Raw genomic sequence first — 25205 nt, forward strand, 5'->3', positions numbered from 1 at the left:
AGTGCATTCGGAAATACATGCTCATGCAGTTTCGATCCGCCAAGGTCCATTCCACCTTACTTTTCCTGAAATGGTGATTCCCGCTATTTCCCGTTACGTCAAGCCTTTCCGGCCAGACCTAGGGTTAAAAACCGAAAAAGCCGTCATAGCGGCAACATTTTGCGGGCCTTCACCAACGTATCCCCTATTTAGGGCAATAATTACAAAAGGCAAGCCTGAGCGCATCGAAACAGCGAGAGCGGGGCGTGTGAAAATATCACGCCATTTTGCAGCAAAGACGAAGAGCGAAGTCAGACCTTAAAGTGTGGCGAGCACGTCGGGCGCATTAAACCTCGCCTCATCCATGTCCGTAAGCCGGCCCTTTAACTCTGCCCGACATCACACCAAAACCGTCGATAATCGCTTCCTGGTTTTCCATCCGGCCGATCTCAAGCTGCACTTCGGACAGCGCCCGCATCAACAGACCCACACGCTCGCCGTCGCCATCCTCCGTGGCTTCGGCAATCTCGCGTTCCAGATCGATCTTTTGCCATTTCAGGGCTTTCGTGCGCTTGTGAAGCGACAGCGCCTGCACATAGCCTTCCCGCGCATCCTCAGGCGCTGCCTGCTCGGTCGCGGTCCACAGCCGGGCATTGCGCACCTGCTGGTTCATCGCCTTCACCATCGCATCGAACCCATGCGCCTCCAAACGTTCCATCAGGCCGGTGCGCGAAAGCTCCGCCGCATTCTCTGCAGCATAGGTCAGCACCTGAGACCAGAGACGTTGAAGATCGCGGTTCTCGTAATCGATGGCGGCAATCTCGTCATATTCCTCCAGCAACAGTTGCGGATGGTTGACGATGGTCAGCGCCAGAACGCTCTCGCGAAGTGCGGGCGTCGTCAGATAGCCTTTGACCAGACCGGACTGGCTGAGCCGATCGGAGATCCCGCCGCCACCTCCGGAAGAAGCGGCACCCTGCCCCCGTTGCCCATTTCTGCCATTGGCCGGAGCACCGCGACCGAAGTTGCGGCTCGGCATGTTGTTATTGCCGCGCTGAAACTGCGGCTGAAAAAATGCATTGAGCCGGTCTCGCATATCCTGTTGGTAGAAGCGTCGCACGCTCTCATCACCAATCACGGAAACGATCTGGCGAAGACGGTTTTCCAACTCGGCACGTTTTTCCGGCGTATCGAAGGCGGTCGAGGCCGTCTCACGGCTCCAGATCATCGACGCCAGCGGCTTGGCCTCAGAAAGCACACGGTCGAAAGGCGCCCTACCCTCATGGCGCACCAGATCGTCCGGATCCTTGCCATCGGGAAGCAAGGCGAAGCTGACCGAACGTCCAGGCTTGATATGCGGCAGCGCCAAATCCGCCGCACGGTTTGCAGCGCGAATACCCGCACCATCGCCATCGAAGCAGAGAACGGGCTGCGTCGACATCTTCCACAGAAGCTCAAGCTGGTTTTCCGTCAGCGCCGTTCCGAGTGGTGCCACAGCATTCTCGACGCCTGCCTGATGAAGCGCGATCACATCCATATAGCCTTCGACTGCAATCACGGTGCCAGCCGACTGCGTCGCTCGGCGCGCACGGGCGAAATTGTAGAGCACGCTGCCCTTGTGGAAGAGCTCCGTCTCATTGGAGTTCAGATATTTCGCCAAAGCATCCGCCGCCATGGCACGCCCGCCAAAGGCAATGACCTTCTCACGCGAAGACAGGATGGGAAACATGATGCGGTCGCGGAAACGGTCGTATGACACGGGCACGTTCTCATGCACGACGAGACCGCACGCCTCCATCTGCTCCTTGGTGATGCCCTTGGCTGCAAGATGCTCTTTCAACGCATTGCGGCTATCGGGCGCGTAGCCCAGACGGAAGGTCTCGATGGTGCGCCCCGTCAGACCGCGATCGCGAAGATAAGCGCGTGCTCTCGCACCTGCCGCCGTCTGCAGCTGATCCTGAAAGAACAGCGTCGCCATTTCCATGACGTCTTGCAGCGACGCCCGTTCTCGCTCACGCCGCTCGGTCTGCACATCCGGCTGTGGCATGGCAACGCCTGCCATATCGGCAATCTGCTGCACGGCTTCGGGAAAAGCCATCCCGTCGAGATCTGTCAGGAAGCGGAAATGATCGCCGGAAACGCCGCAACCGAAGCAGTGGTAACGCCCCTTGCGATCCTCGCAGTGAAAGCTCGGGCTCTTCTCACCATGAAAGGGGCAGCATGCCCAGTAATCGCCCTTGGAGGCATTACTCTTCTTCCTGTCCCACGTCACGCGTTTGCCGATGACATCGGAGATGTTCACCCGGTCGCGTATCTCGTCGAGGAAGGAGTTTGAAAAGCGCATTGTACCTGAAATCTCTGCCGGACTTCCGGCGATCTTCTATATAGGCCCGTAAGCAGTAAAATACCACGCCTGACGCGTCCTCGTGCCCGTTATTCACAGTCTCTGGCACAGAGCGCAAATCACCGCCTCTATCGAAACTTCAGGCAAAATTGCGGCAGAAACCACCCACACCAAATTACCTATTTGTAATTTGAAGAAGGGCGAGACGCGTGGCAATCTCTGATCATCGACATGAGGTCGAGTGTTGAGAGTACATTCGGAAGGCCAGGGCAGTATCCCCCCACCGCTTGCCCTATAAGAGAACGCCAGTCCGCAGGCGTACCTTCCGGTAAAAGAAAGGCAGGGCACCCACATATGCCCTGCCTTTCTTACGTTTATCATCGATCAACGATCGCGCTAAAACGCGCCAAAATTACTTGAGCAAATCCTTGATCTGAGCGGATGCCTTGGCAAAATCGATACGGCCAGGATAGCGCTCCTTCAGAACGGCCATGACCTTGCCCATGTCGCGCAGGCCCGATGCTTGCGTCTCGGCAATCACGCCTTCGATGATGCCGCGCACTTCGGACTCTGGAATCTCTTCTGGCATGAAGGATTTGATGATGGCGATTTCGTCGCGCTCCTGCTTGGCAAGTTCCTCACGTCCGGCCTTCTCGTAGATGGCGGACGATTCTTCGCGCTGCTTGATCATCTTGGCGAGAATCTGAAGGATTTCCTCGTCCGAAACCGGCTCCTTGCCGATGCCGCGATTGGCGATATCGCGATCCTTGATAGCCGTCTGCACCAGACGGATCGTCGACAGGCGAAGGGCATCCTTGGCCTTCATGGCTTCTTTCAGGGCGCTTGCGAATGTATCGCGGATCATCTCTGTTTCTCCTTGGAAGAGCCGGGCCGGAAGATATTTCCAGCTAAGGCCTTTCCTTAACAATTGTGCCGGTGACATAAACGACGAGGCGCCACTCGGCAAACTGTTTGCTTAAGTGGTTGAGCAGGCTTGCTTTTAATTCCTGCGGATTCACCGGCCGCGCGGTTGACCGCACGGACCGCTTCCGTTATTTTCCGGCACCTGCACGAGAATTTAACGAAGGTTACGACGCGAAGGCTTTCGCGCGTCCTTACTCCGCGAGAAAACATGACCGCTTTCGTCCTGCCTTTCAAGAGGCGGGCCGGACCGGCAGAAACGGGAAACGAGATGACCGAGACAGCTCCCTGGACAACACGCAAACCGACCGCCATGCTCGTTCTTGCAGATGGCACCGTGATCGAGGGAACCGGCATCGGCGCAACAGGCAAGGTTCAGGCGGAGGTCTGCTTCAACACGGCGCTCACGGGTTATGAGGAAATCCTTACTGACCCGTCCTACCTCGGCCAGATCGTAACCTTCACCTTCCCGCATATCGGCAATATCGGCACCAATGACGAAGACATCGAAGACCTGACGCCGGCAGCACGCCACGGCGCAGTCGGCGTCATCTTCAAGGCCGACATCACCGACCCTTCCAACTACCGCGCAGCAAAGCATCTTGACGCCTGGCTGAAAAGCCGCGGCATTATCGGGCTCTGCGGCATCGACACCCGTGCGCTGACGGCCTGGATCCGTGAAAATGGCGCCCCGAACGCCGTCATCGCCCACGATCCGAACGGCGTATTCGACATCGAAGCCCTGAAGGATGAAGCCAAGGCCTGGAGCGGTCTCGTCGGTCTCGACCTCGCCATCGAAGCCACTTCCGGCCAGTCCTCCGTCTGGAACGAAACGCCTTGGGTCTGGGGCGAAGGATACGGCACGCTTGGCGAGCAGGATGCCAAGTACCACGTCGTCTGCGTCGACTTTGGCGTGAAGCGCAACATCCTGCGTCTCTTCGCCGGTCTCGACTGCAAGGTCACGATTGTTCCGGCTCAAACCTCTGCCGAAGACATCATGGCTTTGAAGCCGGATGGCGTCTTCCTGTCCAATGGTCCAGGAGACCCCGCCGCGACTGGCACCTACGCCGTTCCGGTCATTCAGAACCTGATCCAGACCGAACTGCCGATCTTCGGCATCTGCCTCGGTCACCAGATGCTCGGCCTTGCCGTTGGCGCCAAGACTGAAAAGATGCATCAGGGCCACCACGGCGCAAACCATCCGGTCAAGGACTTCACCACCGGCAAGGTGGAAATCGTCTCCATGAACCACGGCTTTGCAGTGGACGCGAAGTCTCTGCCGGAAGGCGTTGAAGAGACTCATACTTCACTGTTCGATGGCACCAATTGCGGCCTGCGCATCACCGGCAAGCCGGTCTTCTCGGTGCAGCATCACCCGGAAGCCTCGCCCGGTCCACAGGACAGCCATTATCTCTTCCGCCGCTTCGTCAACCTGCTTCGTGAGAAGAAGGGCGAACCGGCACTCGCAGAACGCTGATAAGATTCAAAGTTCAGTTTGATTCATGAATGGCCCGCTGAACCGCGGGCCGTTTGCATTTCACGCTTCACCAACCGGTAGAAGCGCGTCGTCAGCATGATCGCCGCTGCGGTGAGACCGACGACGAAGCCGGACCAGACGCCGACGCCACCGAAACCGAGCGGAAAAGCCATTGTCCAGGCGAGCGCAAAGCCGATCGGCCAATAGGAAATCAACGCCAGTATCGCCGGAATACGCGCATCCTTCAGACCGCGTAGCAGACCCGCCGCCACTGCCTGGATGCCATCCACCAGTTGGAACAGGCCGGCCATGATGATCAGCGAGCTCGCATAGGCAAGCACCTGGGGCGCCTCGGGCAAGTGGGCATCCAGGAACAGGCTGCCCAAGGTGCCAGGAATTGCTGCAAAGAGAATACCGCCGCTCAGCGCAATGACGCAGGCCACGGCATAGATCGTGATCGCCGCCCGAATGAGGTTTGGATAATCGCCGCGGCCATGCGCGACGCCGATACGTACCGTTGCCGCCTGCGATAGTCCAAGCGGGATCATGAAAGCGATCGATGCCAGCTGTAGCGCGATACCATGGGCTGCAAGCTCGATTGTACCGATCTGCCCCATCAGAATGGATGCGGCTGAAAAAAGCATTGTTTCAGCCAGAATCGTGATGCTGATCGGCAGGCCAAGACGAAGGACCTCGCCAAGCGCGTTCCAGTCCGGCTTCCAGAAGCGGACGAAAAGCTCGTATTGCCTCGTTTCCTCACGCGTCTGCACGTAGAAGACGATGAAAATCAGGCTGAACGTGTTGACGATGACGGCAACGATCGCCGCGCCATTCATGCCCATGGCCGGCAATCCGAAATGGCCAAGAACAAGCGCATAGGCGAGGACGCCGTTTATCAACAGCATCGCGATCGTCGCATAGAGAATGACGCTGGCACGACCGATGGCGCTGACAAGCCCGCGCATCACGTAAAACAACAACGCCGGGAGCAGGCCGAACTTCGAGATGGCAAGATAATCGCCCGTCAGCTTTGCCACATTCGGATTTTGCCCGAGTGCCAGCAGGATACGCTCCGCATTGTAGAATATGCCAAGCGCCAGGAACCAGTAGGCGATCGCCACCCACATGCCCATGCGCAGCGCTCGCCGCGCCGAGGTCGCGTCCCCCTGCCCATAGGCATTGGCGACCATGGGAACGACGGCCACTGAGAAGCCGGTACCGAAAATAAAGACGACAAAGAAAAATTGTCCGGCCAGCACCATGGCCGCAAGCTTTTCCGCGCCAAGCTGTCCGACGATGATCATGTCGGTGGTATGAATGCCAAGCTGCGCCAGTTGCGCACCGATCAGCGGAATACCCAATGCAAGCGTGGCGCGCAAATGCGCGGTCCACGAACTGCCGTTTTGCGACACGTTCCCGACAGCTGCCGACGAAGACATGATCTCACCTCAAACTGAAACCGCTTCCAGAGGATGCTGGAAGCGGTAGATGCCATGCATAAGAGACTTGGCAGAACTGCGCAAGAAAAAGGCGCATTGCCTCAAAAACAAGCTTTGCGCTGCCGTTAGGGCAGATCAAGTTGATTGATCCCGAAAGCCTTATAGATAACATGCGCTTAAGCTTATGTTTACAGTTTTCACTCAAACGTTTCTTAACTGACAAAAATCAATTCTCGGGTGCATGACGCGCGCCGCAATTGCCAGTGGCATGTTTCAGTCAATCCGGTTTCACGCCGGGCCATCCGAGGACCACTATCTTGTCCACGAAATCCAACCTGATGACGCGGATTGTCATTTCCGCGTCCTGCCTCGTTGTTGCTGCCTTTGCCGGCTTCTCCATCTATATCGACAGCCTCCAGCGCAATGCGGCCAACAGCTTCGTCTCCGACAAGGTCAACTCCACCGGTGAAGAGGCGGCGCTCAGCATTGCCAACTGGCTGAACGGTCGCGTCATCATGACCGAGATGGTTGCATCAGCGCTGAGCAAGGGCGCCGATCAGGTGACGCTCAACAAGGCGATTGAGAACGACGTTCTCGCGCGCGAGTTCAAATCCACCTATTTCGGCGATGAGGCGGGTGTTTTCACCACATGGCCAAACGAGAAAATGCCGGAAGGCTACGACCCGCGCAAACGCCCCTGGTACCAGGCAGCCGTCGCAGTCAACGCGCCTATCCTGACCGAGCCCTATATCGATTCCTCCACCAGCGAACTCGTCGTCAGCGCCGCCATTCCGGTAAAGCGCAACGGAAAGCTCGCAGGCGTTGCCGCAAGCGATTTCACGCTGACAAGCCTTGTGGCCATGATCAAGAAGATCGATGCCGGCCCGGATGGTTACGCCTTCCTCGTCAACAGTGATGGGACGATCCTGATCCACCCGGATGCGGGCGTCATCTCCAAGAAGCTCGCGGATCTCTTTCCGGTAAACACGCCGAAGATCAGCACCGCACTCAGCCAAACGCAGTTGAACGGCGCCGATAAGATCATCAGCTTCATTCCCGTGGAAGGCTTGCCGTCGGTTAACTGGCACCTTGGGTTCGTTGTCGATAGCAAGGCCGCCTTCGCCTCCGTGTCCACCTTCCGTGTTGCGGCGATTGTCGCAACGGGTCTTGCCGTTGCCGGCATGATCGGCTGCCTCGTCCTGCTTCTGAGCCGCGTCGTCATCACGCCGGTCACGCGCATGACGTCGGCGATGGAGCAGCTCGCCGCCGGCAATCTCAACATCGCGATTCCCGGTCAGGAGCGCACGGACCAGATCGGCTCGATGGCAAGCGCCGTTGCCGTCTTCCGCACCAATGCGCTGGAACGCCAGCGTCTGGAAGGTGATGCGCAGCGCAACCGCACCATGACCGAACAGGAGCGCGCCGAGCGCGAGCGTCAATCCGCCAAGGATAGCGCCGACATCCAGTTTGCCGTCGATGCTCTCGCCGAAGGTCTCACCCATCTTTCCAACGGCAACCTCAATTACCGCATCAACACGCCGTTTGTCGCACGCGTCGATCGTCTGCGCTCCGACTTCAACGACTCCATCGCCAAGCTCAATGCCGCCCTTGTCAATGTCGGTCACAACGCCAATGCCATCGACGCGGGCGCGAGCGAAATCCGTCACTCGGCGGACGACCTCTCCAAGCGCACCGAGCAGCAGGCGGCATCAGTCGAAGAGACCGCAGCAGCGCTTGAGGAAATCACCACCACAGTCAAGGATTCGGCCAAGCGCGCCGAAGAGGTTGGTCGCCTGGTCGAGCGTGCGCGCCAGAACGCAGAACAGTCCGGTGTCGTAGTCGGCGATGCGGTGAAGGCTATGGAGGGCATCGAACACTCCTCCACCGAAATCTCCAAGATCATCGGCGTCATCGACGAGATTGCCTTCCAGACCAACCTGCTTGCACTCAATGCAGGCGTAGAAGCGGCGCGCGCCGGTGAAGCGGGCAAGGGCTTTGCTGTCGTTGCTCAGGAAGTGCGCGAACTCGCTCAGCGCTCTGCCAATGCCGCTAAGGAAATCAAGACCTTGATCAGCACCTCTACCACGCAGGTTGAGTCCGGCGTAACGCTGGTCGGCAATGCCGGCAAAGCGCTGGAAACCATCGTTGCGGAAGTGCAGGAGATCAACAAGCACATCGACGCCATCGTGCTTGCCACCCGCGAACAGTCCACCGGTCTTCAGGAGATCAACACCGCGATCAACACGATCGACCAGGGCACCCAGCAGAACGCCGCAATGGTGGAAGAACAGACGGCCGCCAGCCATGGCCTCGCCACGGAAGCCGCGGCCCTGAAGACACTGCTTGCGCAGTTCAAGCTGTCGCAAAACGAACATCAGTATGGGGCGTACGGCCGAGCTGCCTGAGCATCAGTCTGAGCAAAACACAAAAGGCCCGAGGACCTATGCGTTTTCGGGCCTTTTCTTGTACACCTAACACCGACGTGCCTACGTGCCCTTGCCTCGCCCTCAAGCGCGAGACATCTTCTCCAGATCACGATTCGGGAGGGATAACGAATGTGGGAGATTCTCTGGCGAGGTACAGCAATGGGCGTCGGCGGCACACTCTTCATGGATATCTGGGCGGTCATCCTGCATCGTGCCTTCAGCCAACCGGCTGCCAATTGGGGTCCCGTCGGCCGCTGGTTCTGGCATTTACCGAAGGGCAAAGTCTTCCATGACAGCATTGCGACGGCTGAGCCGCACGCCAATGAAGCCGCGATCGGCTGGATTGCGCATTACGCGGTCGGCATACTCTACGGGATTCTTCTGGCGCTGATCGTGCCACCGGGATGGTTTGCGGCCCCGACCTTTCTGCTGCCGTTTATCGTTGGCATCGTCACGGTCGGTGCAGGCTGGTTCCTGCTGCAACCCGGCCTCGGTATCGGCTGGGCGGCCTCCAAGACACCGAACCCAAACAAGGTCCGCGCACTCAACCTCGTCGCCCACACGATCTTTGCGCTAGGCATGTTCGTGACCGCATTACTGATCGTCTAAGCGTCACCCTGCAGAAGCGGCTTTAACAGCGGGTTGGGGAAACGGCGCTTGATCGTCACGGCATAGAAGGACTCGACCATTCCCGGCAGCGCATCGAACTCCACAAGTGTGCCGGCCTCCAATTCCCCTTTGACGACGATCGGCGGCAGAACCGCAAGCCCTGCCCCTTCGCGGGCCAGAAGACGCATCATCGCCATGTCATCGACCTCGGCTGCGATTTGAGGACTGAGGCCAAGCCGTGCGGTCAGCGCCTCGAACTGAGCACGCACCCCGCTTTCGAGCGTCGGCAGGATCACCGGATGTTCAGCCAGAAGATCGGCGAGCGTCGCACCCGGCTTGCCAAAGGACGGCCTGCCGACGAGGCTGACCCGCTGCTGATAGATATGTTGGGCGATGAAGGGCGTGACGGAATCGGCCATCGGCGGCTGGTTCAGGAGAACGATATCGAGGTTCAGCGTTTCCAGCGCGCCCAAAAGCTCGCTCGTGCTGCCTGAGCGTAGAATCATATCGACATCCGAACGCCCCAGGATCGGGCGCAGAAACTCGATCTGAAAGTTGCGTGATAGCGTGGCCAGCGCGCCTATGCGGATGGCGCGGCGGCTGCGTCCAGTCTCCTTCAAAGTTTCAATCAGTTCTTCACCAGCTGCAAAGATTGTGTCGGCGCGGTCAAGCGCGATGCGACCGGCCTCTGTCAGATAAAGCTGCCGCCCTCGTCTCTCAAACAGCGCATGACCCAGCCGTTCCTCCAACTGCTTGATCTGAATGGACAAGGCCGACTGCGACAGGTTCAGGCGTTCGGCCGTGCGCGTTAGATTGCCGTCATGAGCAACGGCGCGGAAATAGCGAAGATGATGATAATTGAGATCTGACATCGTTCTATTTTATAGAACGTTTCACTAGAAACAATGAATTTTTATAGCGTTTCGGTTCCTGATAATCCGTTCGTCATATGCAGCTGCGCCTCCTCCCAAAGCAGCCCACAGACCGGAGAACTCTCGTGATCTACGCTCTACCGCTCCTCGCACCGCTTCTTCTCGCCTATGTCTCATATAATGCCTTCAAGGCACCGGGTCTTCGGCCGCGCGCGGCGATCCGCCTTGCCGAACTGGCCGCGCTTGCCTCCATTATGATCGCGGTGCTGTCCGGCCTTGTCCTCGCTCTTTCAGGGCCCGGAACCAGCCCGACCATCGGCTATGGCTACGTCTCTCTTGCCTCGAGGCTCGACCTTGTCAGCCTGGTCATGCTCCTGCTCGTTTCCTTCATCGGCTGGATCGTGCTGCGCTATGCCGGGACCTTCCTCGACGGCGAAGCCCGGCAAGGACCTTTCACCGGCTGGATGACGGCAACGCTCGCCGCGGTTCTCCTGCTTGTCCAGGCAGGTACGTTGCTGCAACTCGTCATCGGCTGGTGCGCGGCAAGTCTTCTGCTTCATCAGTTGCTGATCTTCTATCCCGAGCGGATTGCGGCCCAACGGGCAGCGCGCAAGAAATTCTTCGTCTCGCGGCTGGGCGATAGCGCACTGATTGCCGCCGTCATCCTGCTGGCCGTCGCCTTCAAGACCGGTAACATCGCCACCATCCTTGTCGAAGCACAACAGGGACAAGGCCTGCCGCTCACCGTTGCTGCCGCTTCACTCCTTGCGGTCGCAGCCCTCCTGAAGTCTGCGCAGTTCCCGACCCATGGCTGGCTGACGGAAGTCATGGAGACGCCAACTCCCGTTTCTGCCCTTCTCCATGCAGGCGTCGTGAATGCCGGCGGCTTCCTGCTGATCCGCTTCGCCGATGTCATGCTCCAGGCGCCGATCGTGCTTGCGGTTCTGGTGATGGTGGGCGGTTTCACTGCGATTTTTGGCAGCGTGGTGATGCTGACGCAATCTGCGGTCAAGACATCGCTCGCCTGGTCGACGGTCGCGCAGATGGGCTTCATGATCCTGCAATGCGGGCTCGCGCTCTTTCCCATTGCGCTGCTCCACATCGTCGCGCACTCGCTTTACAAGGCGCACGCCTTTCTCTCCTCCGGCTCAGCCATCGAAGCCGTCGCCTCGATCCGCCGCCCCGGCCCGATCACCATTCCCAACGCTAAAGCCGTCGCGCGCGCCTTCCTGGTGGCTCTTACGATCTACGCGGTGATCGGCTTCCTCTTCGGCTTTGCCGACAAGCCACCGCAGGCGCTCGCTCTCGGCGCGATCCTGATCTTCGGCGTCGCCTATCTGATCGCCCAGGGTCTGGCCGATGCTGCTCCGTGGGCGCTCACCTGGCGCACCTCACTCTACGCCGTCTTGGCCGCAACCGCCTATTTTGCCCTGCAGAAGATCGCTGACGGGCTGATGCACGGCACGCTTCCGCCTCCGCCGCAGCCCGGTCCACTGGAATGGACGCTGATGTTGCTCGCCGTCGTTACCTTTGGCCTCGTCGCCGTCGCCCAGTCGCTCTTTCCCCTCTGGGCGTATCATCCGGCAGCAGCCGGGCTGCGTGTCCACCTCGCCAACGGGCTTTACGTCAATGCCCTCTTCGATCGCATGCTTGGTGGCTGGAAACTCCCCGCCTCCGCAACCTCCGCTTCCGTGAAGGAGTAAGTCGCATGACCACCATAACCCCAGTCGATACGCTTCACGGTGAAGCTCTGGCAAAAGCCGCAGATCAGGCGGTGCGGGCCATTCCACCAGCCTGGCCCTTGACGGCCACCGTTGCCGTCAACCCGTTCCTCGGTCAGTCGAATGAGACATTCGATAAGACCGCGGCCCTTCTTGCCCGCATCGGCGGGGTGCAGCTTGCTTTGCCCCGCAAGCATTTTGCCGAGAAGATCGCAAAGGGCGAGATCACCGACGAGGACATCCTCGCAGCACTCCAATCGAACGGCCTCGATGCAAGCATTGATCTCGTCGCGCTTAAAGCGTCTCTGTTGAACGAAGCACCAGCGGTCCGGGCTTTGCCAGCGGTTGCGGATCTCGCGGCACAGGCGACAGGCAAGGATTGGCCAAGCCTCGTCTCCGATCGGATCGGCACCTTCGCAGCAGGTTTCTTCGACCAGGGACAGGCTCTTTGGGCTGCATCCCGGCGCAACGGCCTCTACGCCGCCTGGCGGGCATTTGCCACTCACGACCTTACCCCGGAAATCCTCGGTCTCAAGGGCTTCGGCATCCACGTGTCTGACACCCCGGAAACGCCCCTAGCAGCCATCGAACGGGCGTCGGTCTCGCTTGGGCTTGGCGCAGAGCCCGGAACGTACTTCCATCAATTGCTGCTGACACTGGGTGGTTGGGCGCAATTTGCCCGCCACATGCAATTCAAGGCCGAAGTTGATGGCGATGAAGATACGACAGCGTTGGAGCTTCTCGCAATCCGGCTGGTCTTCGAGGAAGCGTTGTACCAACAACACAAGGCAGATATCGAGGTCGAGTGGCGGAAGGTCCGTAACACCCATGTCGAACCTGTCATTGCCGATCGCGCCATCCAGATCGACAGTATTCTGCAATCTACTGCCGAACATGCAGCACAGAGGAAGCTCGCTGCCGCTCTCGCAACGCCGTCCACCGCCCAAGCGGTGGACAAGAGACCGATGCTGCAAGCAGCCTTCTGTATCGACGTCCGCTCCGAAGTCTTACGTCGGTCGCTGGAAAGCATGGACCCATCCATAAGCACAATCGGTTTCGCCGGCTTCTTCGGCCTTGGCGCCAGCCATCAAGGCTTTGCCTCCGATGTCGCAGAACACCGGCTGCCGGTGCTGCTGAAGCCGTCGGTCTTCACCTGCAGCGCCGTCGATGACAATAAAAAGGCCGACCAGAAGGCGCGCTTTGGAGCCCGGGCCATCCGTGCCTGGGGCCGCTTCAAGCTCGCTGCCGTTTCCTCCTTCGCCTTCGTCGAGGCGATGGGGCCTGTCTACGCCAGCAAGCTTTTGCGAGACGGATTGCGTTTCACCAAAGCTGCGAAGCCCGACAAGGCCAAGCCTTGCTTTGTCCAAAACCTCGATCTGGAAACGAAGGCAGTCACGGCGGAAAGGGTGCTGAGAGCCATGTCGCTGACCGATGGCTTCGGTCGCTTCGTGCTGATCTGCGGTCACGGCGCCAATGTGGTCAACAACCCCTATGCCAGCGCCCTTCACTGCGGCGCCTGCGGCGGCCATGCGGGTGATGTCAACGCGCGCCTGCTGGCGGATCTGATCAACGATCGGGGTGTGCGCGACGCGCTGTCCGCCAAAGGCATCAGCATTCCAGCCGATACCATCTTCCTTGCGGGCCTGCACGACACGACGACGGATGCCGTGACGCTCTTCGAAGACGATCTGGATCGCAGCATCGCCCCAAAAGATCTCAAGCAACTGCGCAAATGGCTTGCCGATGCCGGGCGGCTTACGCGCGCCGAGCGGGCGCAACGTCTTCCAGGGGCAACGGTGGAAAACATACTGGCAAGAAGCCGCGATTGGTCGGAAACCCGGCCGGAACTAGGGCTTGCCGGGTGCCGGGCTTTCATCGTCGCGCCAAGGTCGCGCACGGCTGGGAGATCGCTGGAGGGTAAGGCTTTCCTGCATGACTACGTGTGGCAGAAGGACGAGGGCTTCAAAATCCTGGAATTGATCCTCACGGCACCCGTGGTCGTCGCGAGTTGGATCAGCCTGCAATATTTCGGCTCGGCCGTGGCTCCGACCCTCTTCGGCGCTGGCTACAAGCTGCTCCACAATGTCGTCGGCGGCATCGGTGTGGTCGAGGGCAATGGCGGCAATCTGCGCGCCGGTCTCCCCTGGCAGTCGGTCCATGATGGCCAAGCCCTTGTCCACGACCCGCTGCGGCTGACCGTCGCTGTCGAGGCACCTAGGGAAGCAATCACCGACATTCTAAAGCGGCATCCGCAGGTGAGCGCACTGTTCGACAATAACTGGCTTTCGCTCATCACCATCGACGATCAAGGTCAGCTTGCCTGGCACTATGGGAGTGGTGGGACATGGAAGCGAATGGACGGAGCAGAAATGGAGGCTCCATGCCAGCGATTGGCAAGTTGAGAGCCAGTCCGAACCAAGTATCGTCCTCGGGATGAGCCCGAGGACGACGACAGCCTTCAACACCGATCAAATATCAGCCGAGAACGTATCGCAGTCCTCAACGCGGCCGCTCTCGAACCCGCGGCGGAACCATTCGACGCGCTGCGCGGACGTGCCGTGGTTGAAGCTGTCAGGCACCACATAGCCCTGCGTCTTCTTCTGCAGCGTGTCGTCGCCAATCTGGTGCGCGGCATTCAGCGCCTCTTCCAGATCGCCAGCTTCAAGAATGCCCTTTTGCTGCGTAGACTTGCCCCAGATGCCGGCATAGCAATCGGCTTGAAGTTCCACCTTCACCGAAAGCGCATTGGCCTGGCTCTCGCTCATGGATTGGCGACGCTGGTTGAATTCCGGAAGCACGCCGGTGAGGTTCTGCACGTGATGGCCCACCTCATGCGCAATCACATAAGCCTGGGCAAAGTCCCCGGAGGCACCGAAGCGCTGCGAAAGCTCGCGGAAGAACTCGGTGTCCAGATAGACTTTGCGATCCACCGGGCAATAGAACGGACCGGAGGCCGATGTCGCGTTGCCGCAGGCTGAACGAACCTGGCCGGAGAACAGCACCAGCGTCGGCTTCTGATAGGTCTCGCCGGATGCCTGGAAAATCTTGCCCCAGGTGTCTTCGGTCTCGGCCAGAATCGTGCGCACGAAGGCCGTTGTTTCGTCGCTGGACTGGCCCTGCGGGCGGGTCCCTGTCTGCTGCTGTTGCTGACTGCCACTATCCGAATACATGTCGCCGCCGGAAAGCAGGGTGAGCGGATTTATACCGAGCGCCCAGCTGATCAGCAAAATGACGACCAAGCCGCCGATCCCGATGCCACCGCCTCGACCGCCGGTCGGTATGCGGAAACCACCGCCACCGCCCATGCCGCCGGTAGACATGCCGCGTCTATCTTCGATGTTGTCCGACTGGCGGCGCCCTCTCCACTGCATGGCAATCTCCCCATCAATATGCTTGCGCTAAACGCTAATTGCCGCAAAGCGTTCCCGCAAGGGGAGTACCGGCGTCAGCTGCGCGCGTAGATATAGGCTCCGCCTTTTGTCAGCGCACGCTGGTAAGCGGGTCGAGCGCGGATGGCGTCGAGAAAGCGCCTGATCGCCTGCGTTTGTCCGACACCATCCGCTCGGCTCATGGCCGCCTCGACCGGAAAGCTCATGGCAATATCCGCGCCAGTCAGCATGTCTCCGGCAAAATAGCCTTGGCTTGAGAGTTCGGCCTCCCAGTAAGCCACATGGTCGATCAGTTGCGGATCGATGAGCTTTGCCGCCACCCCTTTGGAGATCAGCTTCGCCACCTGCTTCAGAAAAAATGGCATCTGGCTCGGCAAACGCGAGAAGAGGAGCTTGAGCAACAGCAACGGCATGGCGGAGCCTTCAGCATAATGCAGCCAGTAGAGATAGCGGCGGTGGTTGTCCGTGCCCTTGTCCGGTCGGAACTTGCCCTCGCCATACGTGTCGAGGAGATATTCGATGATCGCGCCGCTCTCCGCGTAGACCGTACCTCGATCCTCGATCACCGGAGACTTGCCGAGTGGATGGACCTGTTTGAGGCTCTTCGGCGCTCGCATATCCGACCCGCGCTTGTAGGTCTTTACCTCATAGGGAAGTTCGAGTTCCTCCAGCAGCCAGAGAATGCGGTGCGCGCGGGAATTTTCCAGGTAATGAACAATGATCATGATTATCCTGCATCCGGTTGGAGGCGACGATGTAAGCGATTGATGAGGCTTACGTTTGATAGTGCGTGGAGGATCACACGCCATGATCCTTTTGCGACGCGCCAACTTTCCTGTCGGAAAGCGAAGATTCGGGGTTCCGTTCGCCAAAACATTTGCCTATAAGCCGCTTCTAGCCTGAAAAGATTTGGAATTGCGCGCCCCGGCCGGTGAAGTCTCACCATGGCCGTTTTTTGCGCAACAAGAAAGCGGAACGAGAGCCATGCCAAAGCGCCAAGATATCAAGTCCATCCTCATCATTGGCGCGGGACCGATCGTCATCGGTCAGGCTTGCGAATTTGACTACTCCGGCACCCAGGCTTGTAAGGCGCTCAAGGAAGAGGGTTACCGGGTCATCCTGGTCAACTCCAACCCTGCCACCATCATGACCGACCCCGGCCTCGCGGACGCCACATATGTCGAACCGATCACCCCGGAAGTGGTTGCAAAGATTATTGCCAAGGAACGGCCGGACGCGCTGCTGCCCACCATGGGCGGCCAGACGGCGCTCAACACAGCACTGTCTCTCAAGCGCATGGGCGTGCTCGACCGCTACAATGTCGAGATGATCGGCGCGAAGCCAGAAGCGATCGACAAGGCCGAAGACCGCGCCCTCTTCCGCGAGGCCATGGCAAAGATCGGTCTGGAAACCCCGCGCTCGATGCTGGCCAACGCCACCGAGATCAAGGATGCCGACCGCAAGAAGCACGAAGCGGCACGCGCAGAACTGAAGGGCAAGCTGTCCGGCGCGGATTTGGACAAGGCGCTCGACGAGCTGGAAAACCAGTGGAACCTGGGCGAGACGGACCGCAAGCAGCGCTACATGGCGCATGCCATGGCAATCGCCGCCCAGGCCATCGACCATGTCGGTCTGCCGGCCATCATTCGTCCGTCCTTTACGCTCGGCGGTACGGGCGGCGGCATTGCCTATAATCGCTCGGAGTTCTTCGACATTGTGTCGGGCGGCCTCGATGCCTCGCCCACGACAGAAGTTCTGGTCGAAGAATCGGTTCTCGGCTGGAAGGAATATGAAATGGAAGTCGTCCGCGACAAGGCGGACAACTGCATCATCATCTGCTCGATCGAAAACATCGACCCGATGGGCGTCCATACCGGCGACTCGATCACCGTCGCCCCGGCACTGACGCTGACGGACAAAGAATACCAGATCATGCGCAACGCCTCGATTGCGGTTCTGCGCGAGATCGGCGTGGAGACCGGCGGCTCGAACGTGCAGTTCGCCGTCAACCCGAAGGATGGCCGCCTCGTCGTCATCGAAATGAATCCGCGCGTCTCGCGCTCGTCTGCGCTCGCGTCCAAGGCAACGGGCTTCCCGATCGCCAAGGTCGCGGCCAAGCTTGCCATCGGCTACACGCTGGACGAACTCGACAACGACATCACCGGCGGCGCAACGCCTGCCTCCTTCGAACCGTCCATCGACTATGTGGTCACGAAGATCCCGCGCTTCGCCTTCGAGAAGTTCCCTGGTGCCTCGCCAATCCTGACCACCGCGATGAAGTCCGTCGGTGAAGTCATGGCGATTGGCCGCACCTTTGCCGAATCGCTGCAGAAGGCGCTGCGCGGCATGGAGACCGGCCTCACCGGTCTCGATGAAATCGAGATCCCCGGCTACGAAGAAGGCGAAGGCTCCAAGAACGCCATCCGCGCCGCCATCGGCACGCCGACGCCTGATCGCCTGCGCATGGTGGCCCAGGCTCTGCGCATGGGCATGACCGAAGCCGAAGTGCACGAGAACTCCAAGATCGATCCGTGGTTCATCGCCCAGTTCAAGGCGATCGTCGACATGGAAGCGCGTGTGCGCGAACACGGCTTGCCGACCGACGCCGAAAACCTGCGTATGCTGAAGGCCATGGGCTTCTCCGATGCCCGCCTCGCTTCGCTCACCGGCAAGCGGCCGAAGGAAGTGGCAGAGCTGCGCAACGGCCTTAATGTGCGCCCAGTCTTCAAGCGCATCGACACCTGCGCTGCCGAATTCGCCTCGCCCACAGCCTATATGTATTCGACCTACGAAACACCTTTCGTCGGCGCGCTGCGCTCGGAAGCGCAAGTCTCCGACCGCAAGAAGGTCGTCATCCTCGGCGGCGGCCCGAACCGTATCGGCCAGGGCATCGAGTTCGACTATTGCTGCTGCCATGCCGCCTTCGCGTTGAAGGACGCAGGCTTCGAAGCCATCATGATCAACTGCAACCCGGAAACGGTTTCGACCGACTACGACACCTCCGATCGCCTCTACTTCGAGCCGCTGACGGCTGAAGACGTGATCGAGATCATGCGTTCGGAACAGGAAAAGGGCGAACTGGTCGGCGTCATCGTGCAGTTCGGTGGCCAGACCCCGCTGAAGCTTGCCGAAGCGCTGGAAAAGAACGGCATTCCGATCCTCGGTACCGCACCGGACATGATCGACCTTGCCGAAGACCGCGACCGCTTCCAGAAGCTCTTGATGAAGCTCGATCTGGCCCAGCCGAACAACGGCATCGCCTACTCGGTCGAACAGGCTCGTCTCGTCGCTTCCGAAATCGGCTTCCCGCTGGTCGTTCGCCCATCCTACGTTCTGGGTGGCCGCGCCATGCAGATCATCCACTCGGAAGGCCAGTTGCAGACCTACCTGCTCGATACCGTTCCAGGCCTTGTGCCGGAAGACATCAAGCAGCGCTACCCGAACGACAAGACCGGCCAGATCAACACGCTTCTCGGCAAGAACCCGCTGCTTTTCGACAGCTACCTGACAAACGCTGTCGAAGTGGACGTGGATGCGCTGTGCGACGGCGAAAGCGTCTTCGTTTCAGGCATCATGGAGCATATCGAAGAAGCCGGCATTCACTCGGGCGACTCTGCCTGCTCGCTGCCTGCCCGCTCGCTCTCGCCTGAAACGCTGGATGAACTGGAACGCCAGACGGCAGCACTTGCCAAGGCGCTGAAGGTCGGCGGCTTGATGAACGTCCAATATGCCATCAAGGACGGCACGATCTACGTCCTCGAAGTCAACCCGCGCGCGTCGCGCACCGTGCCCTTCGTCGCCAAGACAATCGGCGCGCCGATTGCCAAGATCGCAGCCCGCGTCATGGCCGGTGAAAAGCTCGATCATGCGATTGCCGCCTATGGTGAAAAGCCCGATCCGCGCAACCTGAAGCACATCGCCGTCAAGGAAGCCGTCTTCCCGTTTGCCCGCTTCCCCGGCGTCGATATCCTGCTCGGACCGGAAATGCGCTCCACCGGCGAAGTCATCGGTCTCGATACCGACTTCGCACTGGCATTCGCCAAGTCGCAGCTCGGTGCCGGTGTCGACCTGCCCCGCTCCGGCACGGTGTTCGTCTCGGTCCGCGACCAGGACAAGGAAGGCGTTCTGCCCGCCATCCGCATTTTGATGGAAGCAGGCTTCAAGGTTCTGGCAACCGGCGGCACACAGCGCTTCCTCGCCGAACAGGGCATCGCCGCCGAAAAGATCAACAAGGTGCAGGAAGGTCGTCCGCATATCGAAGACGGCATCCGCAACCGTCAGGTCCAATTGGTGATCAACACCACCGACAGCAACAAGGCGATCTCCGACTCCAAGTCGCTACGCCGCGCAACGCTGATGCAGAAGGTGCCCTACTACACCACCATGGCCGGTGCGGAAGCCGCAGCCCTTGCCATCAAGGCGCTGAAGGCCGGCAACCTCGAAGTGAAGCCGCTGCAAAGCTACTTCTGAGAAACGACAGAGTTTTTCAAAACAAAGGCCTCCCCCAGCGGGGAGGCCATTTTCGTTGCAGTATGTGGAAGGGCGATTAGCCCTTTGGAGCAGCGGTCTTGTCCGTCGACGGGGTGACTGCTGCGGCATTGGCAGGCTTCTCTGCCTTTGCCTTGTAAGGCTGACCATAGATATCGACGATGTTCAGCATCGCGTTATCTGTCACATCCTTCAGTACCGCATTGGCTTCATAGAACTTGCCCTGGTTGATCAGGTCGGCAGCCTTGCCAACATCGGTGACCGTCTGATCGAGCGGTAGAGCAGCGGTGATGAACTCGACATCGACATCCGCGACAGCAAGCTTTTCAAGCGCACCCTGACGATCGGAGGTCTTCAGGCTCTTGTTGGCTTCAGTGATGGCTGCAACTTTTTCAGGCGTTGCCTTGAAGTCTTCACCAAGCGTCAATTGCGAGTCGACTGGCAACCACTGGATGGGCGTCGCAGAGGCGGGCTTTGCACTTGCAGTCGCATCACCAGCTGCCGGCGCCTTGGTCGGTTTCGTCAGATCCGCTTCAGCCTTCATGAACACCGCTTCATCCTTGGAAGCCTTTTGCAACTCGTCCTTTGCCTTGCTGATGAAGGTCTTCGCTTCATCCGGCTTCGCATTGAAGATTGCGAGGCGTGTCGCCTGAATGTCGGCCAAGGCCTGTGCTCCGTCCTGTGAGAGACGTCCAACATCTTTGTCGATGGCCTTGTTCGGGACAACAGCGCCCATGGTTTCCGTCTGCGCTGCAGTTGTCGATGCAGCTTCGGCAGTATAAGCAATTCCGCCGAGCATAGTACCGGCAACAAGAATAACAGCAAGGTTACGACGAATAAACATGATACAAATCCTTTTATAATCTCCACATACAACATCCCAACCACCGTTGGATGTTGATGCTGATTAAACTCCCAAAATCTCCGATAGTCGCATTACAAATACTTCATGACGATCTTTTAATGTTAGAAAATGCGCATTTTGGTGAAACGCAAACTGCTCTGCTACTGCCTAACAAGACGAGTGAAAAGTGCCAGCGACCTCACGCATCTGACAACATGCGCACAGCACGAAGGTCTTCGACGAAACGCGCCCTCTCCTCGGCCTGACGTGCCTGGTCGGGGATTCTGAGCAGGTAAGACGGATGTACCGTCGCAAATAGAGTGCGTGAATTCTCCATAGGGATTGGTCGGCTGCGCACGCTGGAGAGCGTCTCCTTCATTCCTGTCAGAGCGTAAACCGCCGTCGCGCCCATGGCGACGATCAGCTTGGGCTGCACGAGATCGATTTCCCGCGTGAGCCACCAGCGACAGCGTTCGACCTCGCCTGCATTCGGCTTCTGGTGAATGCGCTTCTTGCCCCGCGCCTCATATTTGAAATGCTTGACGGCGTTCGTCACATAGAGAGACTTGCGCTCGATCCCCGTCTCTACCAAAGCCTGATCGAACACTTTGCCCGCCGGTCCAACGAAAGGCCGCCCAGCCAGATCCTCATGATCTCCCGGCTGTTCGCCGACGACCATAACCTTCGCTGCCTCCGGACCTTCGCCGAAGACTGTTTGCGTCGCGGCGCAGTGCAGCGGGCACATCTGGCAGCCTTGCGCCTCCCGTTTCACACCGGCAAGCGTATTTGCGTCCGGTAGGACTTCCTGTGGCCTGGCCGCATTTGCCGCCTGGATGCGATGGTGAAACATCTGCGGCTCCGTCGCAGCCTTGGCCGCCATGCCGAGCACCCGCGCCTCCGCACCGATGACAAGCTCCGGAATGAGATCGGCCTCAGGCAGGTTCTTCCAATATTTCTTCGGCATCTCTGCCGTCATCGCTTTGATCTTGAGCCGCGCCGGATTGAAGATATTGGCGTAATAAGTGCGCCACAACTCATCCGTTTCGTCCGAAACATCCGGACGCTCTGCCGCTTCGCGAGAGGTCTGAAGCACTTGACCATTCCACCGCGCCGACCCCTTCGGCGTTGCAATCAGCCAATCCATATCGTTGAACCGCCGCTGAAAGAATGGCGCCTTGCGCTCGACTATGAAATGATCCGGCTCGAACCACGCGATGAAGCAGCGCCGCGATTGCGCATCCTTGCCTGGAACTTCCTTGAACCGAACAAAGGCCGTCATCTTGTGACTGTCGCGACGAACGGATTTCTCCATCTGCCGGGCCGCTTGAACATCTGGATCGGCCTTGATCTGCAACAGCGCACGATCCTGCTGCAGTCGCCATAAAATCCGGTACAGCAAGGAAAACCGTGTGGGATCGCTATGGCAGATGATCGCCTCCGCCAACGGCAGAAAGGCAGACGGAACCGTCACCTGGACCGCGGTTTTCGCCACCGGAAGAGAGGCCTGCTGCTCAAAATCAAGCAACGTGCCGCGATCGCTCTTCAGCCGCCAATCCACCTCGCTTGGCGCAACACCAGATGCAAGAAGTAAACGTGCAGCATTGCGCCACTCGCCAAAATCGCCCCTGCCCTCCAGCTCGACCGTATACATCACAGCAATGACAGCTGTTCCGGCGGCGGCGTGAACATGGCGCGCAGGTCGGGCCGCTCCGTCAACTTGCTCGGCGTCCACCCATCAGCCACCACGAAAGCCTTGACCTTCTTCAGCGACACGCCGAAGCGGGCAAGATCTTCCAACCGCAGTCGCCGGAAGCGCCGCGACGAGAGAATGGAGTTCACCGTCTTCACGCCAAAGCCCGGCACGCGCAACAACATTTCCCGATCACCCGAATTGATATCGACAGGAAACTTCTGGCGATTGCCGAGCGCCCAGGCGAGCTTGGGATCGATATCGAGATCAAGCATCCCATTATGCTGCGTGGAGGTGATTTCACCAATATCGAACCCGTAAAACCGATAGAGCCAGTCCGCCTGATAAAGTCGATGCTCGCGCATCAAAGGCGGCTTGATAAGCGGCAGATTCTTGGAGGAATCGGGAATTGGGCTGAATGCGGAATAGTAAACGCGCCGCAATCCATAGCTTCCATAAAGCCGCGCGCTGGTAGAGAGGATCGTACCGTCATCCGCGCCATCGGCACCGACGATCATTTGCGTGCTCTGTCCCGCTGGCGCAAACGTCTTCACCCGCTTGGTCTTCAGCGTTGGCTCCCCTGCCTCCTCGATCTTCAACCGAATATCGGCCATGGAACGGCGAATATTGCCGGGCTGCTTCTCCGGCGCGAATTTGCCGATCCCGCTATCGGTGGGGAGTTCGATGTTGATCGAGAGACGATCCGCATAAAGACCCGCTTCCTCGATTAGATGTGGTGAAGCTTCAGGAATTGACTTCAAATGGATGTAGCCGCGAAACCCGTGAGTTACCCGCAACTCTTTGGCCACCCGCACCAGTTCTTCCATCGTATGATCCGAGGAGCGAATGATGCCTGACGATAGGAACAGGCCTTCGATGTAATTTCGCCGATAGAACTCCAGCGTAAGCCACACGACCTCTTCAACGGTGAAGCGCGCGCGCTCGACATTGCTGGACGATCTGTTGATGCAATAGGCGCAATCATAGATACAGAAATTGGTCAGAAGAATCTTCAATAGCGAGATGCAACGCCCGTCCGGCGCATAGGCGTGGCAGATGCCCGATCCTTCCGTCGATCCCAAACCGCCGCCCTGGGCCGAGTTGCGTTTCGAGGTTCCACTGGACGCGCACGATGCATCGTACTTCGCTGCATCGGAGAGAACTGCAAGCCGCTCTTTGATTGACTTCTTCATAAATTGTTCTCTATATGTTCCATTAACAAAAGTCAAATCACATCGAAACTCCATTGAAAATGCTCGTTTTTCAGGGGTCTTTTAATTTGCTGGCATTTCTCGATGGTCTTCTGATATAGTCGGACAAATTGTGATTTTGACATGGTTCCGGAGTTTCGCTCCGGAACCTGTTTCTTTTTGTGTCTGCGACGACCGCGGTGCGAATGTGAAGGAATAAAAAGATGGTAGAAAAAGTACCGATGACCCAGGGCGGTTACGTCAAGTTGCAGGAAGAACTTCGCTGGCGTCAGCAGGAAGAGCGCCCGCGCATCATCGAGGCGATCGCCGAAGCACGCGCCCATGGCGACCTGTCGGAAAATGCCGAATATCACGCCGCCAAGGAAGCGCAGAGCCATAATGAAGGCCGCATCTCCGAGCTCGAAGATCTGACCGCGCGCGCCGAAATCATCGATCTCTCCAAGATGTCCGGTTCAAAGATCAAGTTCGGCGCCACCGTCAAGCTCGTCGATGAAGACACAGATGAGGAAAAGACCTACCAGATCGTTGGCGACCAGGAAGCCGACGTCAAGGAAGGCCGCATTTCCATTTCTTCCCCTATCGCCCGTGCCTTGATCGGCAAGGAAGTGGGCGACAGCATTGAAGTGAATGCACCCGGCGGCTCGCGCGGCTACGAAATCCTTTCCGTCAACTGGAACTGAAATCCAACGTTCCTGCTGCGAGACTTCAAGACTTGCCCCATGTCGATCTGAGAGATGTCTGCGTCCTTGCGCCGAACTTCAAGCGCAGGCTCTCGGGAGTGACATCCACGATCATTCAGCTCGTGCCGGTGCAGAACCGGCTCGGGCAGAAGATCGCGGTGATCGGCCCCGGCCTGCCGGACAGCCTGCCCTATGTTCGCTTTCGCGATCTCTGGCGGCTCTGGCAGAACGGGCCGGCGGGCAAGCCTCGGGTCTGGCATGCGCGGCGTAATATCGAAATGCTGCCGGCCATCGTCATGCGCGACATCCTGCGCATGAAGCTGAAAATCGTCTTCACGTCCGCTTCGCAGCGCAAGCACACCGGCTGGACCAAGTTTCTGATTTCCAAAATGGATGGCGTGATTGCCACCAATAGTCAGACGGCGTCCTATCTGGAAGTGCCGAGTACGGTCATCATGCACGGGATCGATACGGATCGCTTCTCACCCGCTCCCGACAAGGCAGAGGCTAAGATCGCACGCGGTCTCGACCCTCAGCGCAAATATGCCGGCTGCTTCGGCCGTATACGGCACCAGAAGGGCACCGATCTCTTCGTTGACACGATGATCCGCGTTCTGCCAGACCATCCGCAATGGTCGGCGATCGTGGCCGGACGCGCCACGGGTCCGCACGTGGAGTTCGAAACCGGCCTGAAAGACAAGGTGCGCGCAGCAGGTCTTACCGACCGCATCCTGTTTGTCGGAGAGCATACCAACATCAACGAATGGTACCGCGCGCTCGACCTCTTCATCGCCCCCCAGCGCTGGGAAGGGTTCGGCCTTACCCCTCTGGAGGCCATGTCCACTGGCGTGCCCGTCATAGCCACCGATGTCGGCGCTTTTCCAGAACTGGTCTGCGAAGGCGAAACCGGAACCGTCATCAGCCGCGATAATCTCAATGCGATGGTTGAAGCGACCAAGCGTTTCCTAAGCGATCCGGAGATGATGCAGCGCAGTAGTTTGGCTGCGCGCCGAGCGACGGTGGAGACTTTCGCTCTGGAGGGCGAAGCCCGGTCTCTCGGCGAGATTTACACTTGCGTTTAGACGCTCAACCCTTATCGCTTCACCCGTCAGGGT

Annotated in this window: 17 protein-coding genes; 8 read left to right on the forward strand and 9 right to left on the reverse strand. The window is 58.9% G+C overall.

Going from position 1 to position 25205, the window contains the following annotated elements:
• Nucleotides 1–337: 337 nt before the first annotated feature.
• Together dnaG and WKI41_RS21170 are read right to left on the reverse strand one after the other, a co-directional pair.
• Nucleotides 338–2323 (reverse strand): DNA primase, encoded by a 1986-nt coding sequence (gene dnaG / locus WKI41_RS21165; RefSeq protein ID WP_340195395.1) that lies wholly within the window; start codon nt 2321–2323, stop codon nt 338–340.
• Between the two features lie 412 nt (nt 2324–2735).
• A complete protein-coding gene (locus tag WKI41_RS21170) occupies nt 2736–3188 on the reverse strand; it encodes a GatB/YqeY domain-containing protein (protein ID WP_340195396.1) in 453 nt (150 codons plus the stop codon).
• A 327-nt stretch (nt 3189–3515) separates the two neighbouring features.
• Here WKI41_RS21170 and carA point away from each other — a divergent pair, with 327 nt between their 5' ends.
• Nucleotides 3516–4721, forward strand: coding sequence for a glutamine-hydrolyzing carbamoyl-phosphate synthase small subunit (gene carA, locus WKI41_RS21175; RefSeq protein WP_340195397.1), 1206 nt, complete (start codon nt 3516–3518; stop codon nt 4719–4721).
• Nucleotides 4722–4744: 23 nt separating this feature from the next.
• Here carA and WKI41_RS21180 read toward each other — a convergent pair whose 3' ends face one another.
• The gene (locus WKI41_RS21180; RefSeq protein WP_340195398.1) at nt 4745–6160 is read right to left on the reverse strand and encodes an MATE family efflux transporter; all 1416 of its coding nucleotides are present in this window, start codon (nt 6158–6160) and stop codon (nt 4745–4747) included.
• A 317-nt stretch (nt 6161–6477) separates the two neighbouring features.
• Here WKI41_RS21180 and WKI41_RS21185 point away from each other — a divergent pair, with 317 nt between their 5' ends.
• Complete coding sequence (locus WKI41_RS21185) at nt 6478–8565, forward strand: methyl-accepting chemotaxis protein (protein ID WP_340195399.1); 2088 nt, start codon at nt 6478–6480, stop codon at nt 8563–8565.
• A 150-nt stretch (nt 8566–8715) separates the two neighbouring features.
• Complete coding sequence (locus WKI41_RS21190) at nt 8716–9195, forward strand: DUF2938 domain-containing protein (RefSeq protein ID WP_340195400.1); 480 nt, start codon at nt 8716–8718, stop codon at nt 9193–9195.
• On the opposite strand, the gene WKI41_RS21195 is transcribed toward WKI41_RS21190, so the two are convergent.
• The gene (locus tag WKI41_RS21195) at nt 9192–10067 is read right to left on the reverse strand and encodes a LysR family transcriptional regulator (protein ID WP_340195401.1); all 876 of its coding nucleotides are present in this window, start codon (nt 10065–10067) and stop codon (nt 9192–9194) included. The two genes, WKI41_RS21190 and WKI41_RS21195, sit on opposite strands and share 4 nt — an antisense overlap.
• Nucleotides 10068–10144: 77 nt before the next feature.
• Between WKI41_RS21195 and WKI41_RS21200 the strand changes: the two genes are divergently transcribed.
• Together WKI41_RS21200 and WKI41_RS21205 are read left to right on the forward strand one after the other, a co-directional pair.
• A complete protein-coding gene (locus tag WKI41_RS21200) occupies nt 10145–11770 on the forward strand; it encodes a proton-conducting transporter membrane subunit (protein WP_425341079.1) in 1626 nt (541 codons plus the stop codon).
• A gap of 5 nt (nt 11771–11775) precedes the next feature.
• A complete protein-coding gene (locus tag WKI41_RS21205; protein WP_340195403.1) occupies nt 11776–14190 on the forward strand; it encodes a YbcC family protein in 2415 nt (804 codons plus the stop codon).
• A gap of 66 nt (nt 14191–14256) precedes the next feature.
• Here WKI41_RS21205 and ypfJ read toward each other — a convergent pair whose 3' ends face one another.
• On the reverse strand, nt 14257–15159 hold the full coding sequence (gene ypfJ, locus WKI41_RS21210; RefSeq protein ID WP_340195404.1) for a KPN_02809 family neutral zinc metallopeptidase: 903 nt from the start codon (nt 15157–15159) through the stop codon (nt 14257–14259).
• A 74-nt stretch (nt 15160–15233) separates the two neighbouring features.
• Nucleotides 15234–15902: a glutathione S-transferase gene (locus tag WKI41_RS21215; protein ID WP_340195405.1), complete on the reverse strand. Its 669-nt coding sequence runs from the start codon at nt 15900–15902 to the stop codon at nt 15234–15236.
• Between the two features lie 259 nt (nt 15903–16161).
• On the opposite strand from WKI41_RS21215, the gene carB reads away from it, so the two are divergent.
• Nucleotides 16162–19647, forward strand: coding sequence for a carbamoyl-phosphate synthase large subunit (carB, locus tag WKI41_RS21220; protein ID WP_340195406.1), 3486 nt, complete (start codon nt 16162–16164; stop codon nt 19645–19647).
• Between the two features lie 76 nt (nt 19648–19723).
• Here carB and WKI41_RS21225 read toward each other — a convergent pair whose 3' ends face one another.
• The 3 genes from WKI41_RS21225 to WKI41_RS21235 form a co-directional block, all read right to left on the reverse strand.
• Complete coding sequence (locus tag WKI41_RS21225; protein ID WP_340195407.1) at nt 19724–20509, reverse strand: YfdX family protein; 786 nt, start codon at nt 20507–20509, stop codon at nt 19724–19726.
• 199 nt (nt 20510–20708) lie between these two features.
• Nucleotides 20709–22160 (reverse strand): UdgX family uracil-DNA binding protein, encoded by a 1452-nt coding sequence (locus WKI41_RS21230; protein WP_340195507.1) that lies wholly within the window; start codon nt 22158–22160, stop codon nt 20709–20711.
• Complete coding sequence (locus WKI41_RS21235; RefSeq protein WP_340195408.1) at nt 22160–23392, reverse strand: putative DNA modification/repair radical SAM protein; 1233 nt, start codon at nt 23390–23392, stop codon at nt 22160–22162. The genes WKI41_RS21230 and WKI41_RS21235 overlap by 1 nt, the downstream gene beginning before the upstream one ends.
• 221 nt (nt 23393–23613) lie before the next feature.
• On the opposite strand from WKI41_RS21235, the gene greA reads away from it, so the two are divergent.
• Both greA and WKI41_RS21245 read left to right on the forward strand, forming a co-directional pair.
• Nucleotides 23614–24090 (forward strand): transcription elongation factor GreA, encoded by a 477-nt coding sequence (gene greA, locus WKI41_RS21240; RefSeq protein WP_296085695.1) that lies wholly within the window; start codon nt 23614–23616, stop codon nt 24088–24090.
• Nucleotides 24091–24122: 32 nt separating this feature from the next.
• Nucleotides 24123–25172, forward strand: coding sequence for a glycosyltransferase family 4 protein (locus tag WKI41_RS21245; RefSeq protein WP_340195409.1), 1050 nt, complete (start codon nt 24123–24125; stop codon nt 25170–25172).
• The last annotated feature ends 33 nt before the right edge of the window (nt 25173–25205 follow it).

Source organism: Agrobacterium larrymoorei (assembly GCF_037722385.1).
In the GTDB taxonomy this organism is placed as follows: Bacteria; Pseudomonadota; Alphaproteobacteria; order Rhizobiales; family Rhizobiaceae; genus Agrobacterium; species Agrobacterium larrymoorei_C.

Bases quoted from the DNA above. Each gene is read 5' to 3' on its own strand.
- WKI41_RS21190 (WP_340195400.1), top strand. From the start codon at position 8,716: ATGTGGGAGATTCTCTGGCGAGGTACAGCAATGGGCGTCGGCGGCACA.
- WKI41_RS21230 (WP_340195507.1), bottom strand. From the start codon at position 22,160: ATGTATACGGTCGAGCTGGAGGGCAGGGGCGATTTTGGCGAGTGGCGC.
- WKI41_RS21235 (WP_340195408.1), bottom strand. From the start codon at position 23,392: ATGAAGAAGTCAATCAAAGAGCGGCTTGCAGTTCTCTCCGATGCAGCG.
- greA (WP_296085695.1), top strand. From the start codon at position 23,614: ATGGTAGAAAAAGTACCGATGACCCAGGGCGGTTACGTCAAGTTGCAG.
- WKI41_RS21200 (WP_425341079.1), top strand. From the start codon at position 10,145: ATGCAGCTGCGCCTCCTCCCAAAGCAGCCCACAGACCGGAGAACTCTC.
- dnaG (WP_340195395.1), bottom strand. From the start codon at position 2,323: ATGCGCTTTTCAAACTCCTTCCTCGACGAGATACGCGACCGGGTGAAC.
- WKI41_RS21195 (WP_340195401.1), bottom strand. From the start codon at position 10,067: ATGTCAGATCTCAATTATCATCATCTTCGCTATTTCCGCGCCGTTGCT.
- WKI41_RS21225 (WP_340195407.1), bottom strand. From the start codon at position 20,509: ATGTTTATTCGTCGTAACCTTGCTGTTATTCTTGTTGCCGGTACTATG.
- WKI41_RS21205 (WP_340195403.1), top strand. From the start codon at position 11,776: ATGACCACCATAACCCCAGTCGATACGCTTCACGGTGAAGCTCTGGCA.
- WKI41_RS21180 (WP_340195398.1), bottom strand. From the start codon at position 6,160: ATGTCTTCGTCGGCAGCTGTCGGGAACGTGTCGCAAAACGGCAGTTCG.
- ypfJ (WP_340195404.1), bottom strand. From the start codon at position 15,159: ATGCAGTGGAGAGGGCGCCGCCAGTCGGACAACATCGAAGATAGACGC.
- WKI41_RS21215 (WP_340195405.1), bottom strand. From the start codon at position 15,902: ATGATCATTGTTCATTACCTGGAAAATTCCCGCGCGCACCGCATTCTC.
- carA (WP_340195397.1), top strand. From the start codon at position 3,516: ATGACCGAGACAGCTCCCTGGACAACACGCAAACCGACCGCCATGCTC.
- carB (WP_340195406.1), top strand. From the start codon at position 16,162: ATGCCAAAGCGCCAAGATATCAAGTCCATCCTCATCATTGGCGCGGGA.
- WKI41_RS21170 (WP_340195396.1), bottom strand. From the start codon at position 3,188: ATGATCCGCGATACATTCGCAAGCGCCCTGAAAGAAGCCATGAAGGCC.